The 3018-nt window shown below is 66.0% G+C and carries 4 protein-coding genes; 1 reads left to right on the top strand and 3 read right to left on the bottom strand.

The window, feature by feature from the left end:
* From rnhA to QOI01_RS14350, 3 genes are all read right to left on the bottom strand, one after another.
* Nucleotides 1-361: ribonuclease HI (rnhA, locus tag QOI01_RS14360; RefSeq protein ID WP_526381958.1), on the bottom strand; the 361-nt coding region annotated here is incomplete at its 3' end.
* A gap of 192 nt (nt 362-553) precedes the next feature.
* Nucleotides 554-1150, bottom strand: coding sequence for a TetR/AcrR family transcriptional regulator (locus tag QOI01_RS14355; protein ID WP_526381956.1), 597 nt, complete (start codon nt 1148-1150; stop codon nt 554-556).
* Nucleotides 1147-1947: an alpha/beta hydrolase gene (locus tag QOI01_RS14350; protein WP_526381954.1), complete on the bottom strand. Its 801-nt coding sequence runs from the start codon at nt 1945-1947 to the stop codon at nt 1147-1149. Before QOI01_RS14350 ends, QOI01_RS14355 begins: the two co-directional genes overlap by 4 nt.
* A gap of 188 nt (nt 1948-2135) precedes the next feature.
* Here QOI01_RS14350 and QOI01_RS14345 point away from each other — a divergent pair, with 188 nt between their 5' ends.
* Nucleotides 2136-2885, top strand: a complete 750-nt coding sequence (locus QOI01_RS14345) for an alpha/beta fold hydrolase (RefSeq protein WP_526381953.1) — start codon at nt 2136-2138, stop codon at nt 2883-2885.
* The last annotated feature ends 133 nt before the right edge of the window (nt 2886-3018 follow it).

Genomic DNA, 3018 nt, shown 5'->3' with positions numbered 1-3018 from the left:
AGAACCATTCGACCTGGTGACGCGAGCAGGCCGCCTGAAGCCGCCGCCACAGGTCGACATTCTTCACCGGCTGCCGGGCCGCCGTCTTCCAGCCGTTGCGCTCCCAGCCAAGCACCCACTTGGTGATGCCGTTCCGGACATAGGTGCTGTCGGTGTAGAGGTGAACCACCGCAGCTCGGGTGAGCGCCTCCAGCGCCATGATCGGCGCGGTCAACTCCATCCGGTTGTTGCTGGTCTCGCCGGACTCGCCGCCGCACATCTCGCGGACGTGCTCACGCTGGCGCAGCACCGCCCCCCAGCCGCCGGGGCCGGGGTTGGGTCTGCACCCGCCGTCGGTGTGTATGACCACTATGTCCTCGATGGACTCGCCCACGAGCTCAGTTGGCCTGTGTCTGCCGGCGCGGACGCACACCGGTGTGGTGGCCGGCGTCGAGCAGCGCGGGGTTGGTCATGCGCCGAGGATAGACACTGCGTCGAGCGGCCGGGCTCAGCGACTCGCGAGGCCATGCTGATGACGTGGATCGGACCGCCGTTCGCCACTCCCGTCGAGGCCTCAATGACGGCTTGCGAGGGTGTTGGTGAGTAGATCGAGCATGCGTTCAAAGGTGGTTCCGGCGTCGGGTGTCTGGCCGATTCCCGCCTGGTCGATGGTGACGGCGCCGTGGAGTGCGCTCCAGACGATCTGGGCGGATTCGGCCGAATCATCCTTGCGTGCTGGAGTTCTCAGTGCACGGATCAGTCCGACCAGGATTGCGAACACAATGCGACCGGAATTCGCCACCTCGGACGACTGGTCTTCGAGCGGACTGCCTGCCCCAAAGATCAGTGAGTATCGAGCGGGATGGTGCAGGGCGAACTCTCGGTAGCGTCGGCATGCCTGGCGAAAACGCTCGACCGGCTCGACGTCCTTGGGTACGTCGATGGCCTTGCCGAGCTGGTCCAATGCCCGCATGGCCAATGCGACGAGCAAGCCATCTTTGTTCTCGAACTTGTTGTAGACGCTCATGGGTGAAACCGCGGCCTCGTGTGCGACGGCACGGACGGTCACGCCGCCGGTTCCATCGCGATCCAGCACGGTCTCGGCCGCGTGAAGTAACGCGACCGGGACCTGATGGCTGGCGGTGCGGCGGCGGACCGGGGGCTTGGTCATGCCCGCGCGGCGACCTCGCGGTGGGCCATCCAGGACAGGGTGGTGTCGGCGACGTCGCGCCATCCGTGATCGATGGTCAGCGAGTGTCCGCGTCCCTCGAATTCATGGAAGTCGGTGATGGCGTCGGACTTCCGGTACAGGCCGTGGGCGGCCTTCGCGCTCGCGAAGGGCACGGTGTGGTCTGCCGTGCCGGCGGTGATCAGCAGCGGCCCCCGCGTGTTGTTGGCGGTGTCGACCTTGGCCGGCGAGCCGGGAGAGAAGTTCGCAGCCGCGGCTTCGAACAGCGGCTTGCCCGGTGACGGAATGGACCAGCGGTCCCAGAGGGCATCGGACTCTGCGACGTCCAACGCGTTACCGAAACCGTAGCGCCATTGCGCTTGGGTCAGTGCCTTGGCGCGTCCTCTGTTGAGGGGGTTCCCCAGGACCGGAAAGGCCGAGCGTAGCTGAGCGATGGGGAGCGGCTTGACGCCCTTGATCGGTGCGGGGTCGATGGCGACCGCTGCGGCGGCCTTGTTCTGTCCCAACAACTTTTGGGCGACGAGGCCGCCGAAGGAGTGCCCGATCACCACCGGTGGAGTGTCGAACTGTTCAAGGACGTGGGCGAAGTACTCGGTCAGTTCGTCGATCCCAATTCCCGCTTGGTCACTGGGGTTGAGGCGCGTCTCCTTCGTGGTGGCGTATTCGCCCGGCCATGCTGGGGCGATGGCGTGATGGCCTCGTGCGGCGAAACGTTCGATCCACGGTTGCCAGGCGGTGTGTGAGATCCACAGCCCATGGATGAAGACGACGTTGGTCATGGCGGTTCCTGTCTCTGCGTTCAATGACGTTCGAGTCGGTGCTAGATCGTTCGGTCTCTTATGGAACGACGTTACATAAGCACCGCAGAGACAAGAACGGCGTCCGGGTTGAAAATATTTCCCGAGTACCTTCGACGAGGATGCCTCGGCGGCCACCGATTTGAAGCCTGATGCAAAAGGAGACACGCGTGACCGTATGCCTCGTCCACGGCAACCCCGAGACCGCTGCCGTCTGGGAAACATTGGCTCCGCTCCTCGATCGCGGTCCCGTCGTGCGCCTGTCCCCGCCGGGTTTCGGCGCCCCCGTGCCCCCGCGGTTCACCGCGACGGTGGAGGAGTACCGCCGCTGGCTGGTCACCGAGTTGGAGCGCTTCGAACACCCGGTCCACCTGGTGGGGCACGACTGGGGCGGTGCCCACGTAGTGAACGTCGTGATGACACGGCCCGAACTGGTGCGCAGTTGGGTATGCGACGTCATCGGCCTCTTCGACCAGGACTACCAGTGGCACGATCGCGTGCAGGTGTGGGCGACCCCGGGAGCCGGCGAGGACGCGATCGCAGCCATGATCGACCCGCCCGTCGCCGAACGTGCTGCGGCAATGGTGAAGAAGGGCATGCACGAAGACGTCGCGTTCGGTGTGGCGGAGGGGCAGAACGCCGCCATGGGCGAGTGCATCCTTCGCTTGTACCGTGACGCCGCCCAGCCGGCCATGGCCCGGCTGGGCCGCAATCTCGAGCGAGCCGCTGCACGACCCGGCCTGTCGATCATGGCCAGCGACGACCACTACGCCGCCGACGAGCAGCGTCGCCGCGCAAGCGCCCGCGCCGGCGCTGAGATCGCAGGCCTCGATGGACTGGGCCACTGGTGGTTCACGCAAGACCCACAACTGGGCGCCGCGACCATCAACCGCTTCTGGGCAGGACTACGACGAGAGTGATACATCGAGGATCACGGTCAGCTCGAGCCCGTCCTGCTGCGCACGGCCACCGACGGGGCGGGCCGTCAGACCGTTGTCGACGCTAATTCGCTGCGCTCTCGCAGCCAGATTCCTGCTGGCGCGCAGGGCAGGC

The organism is Mycobacterium sp. (genome assembly GCF_032162605.1).
Lineage (GTDB): Bacteria > Actinomycetota > Actinomycetes > Mycobacteriales > Mycobacteriaceae > Mycobacterium.
This window is presented reverse-complemented; position numbering and strand designations above follow the sequence as displayed.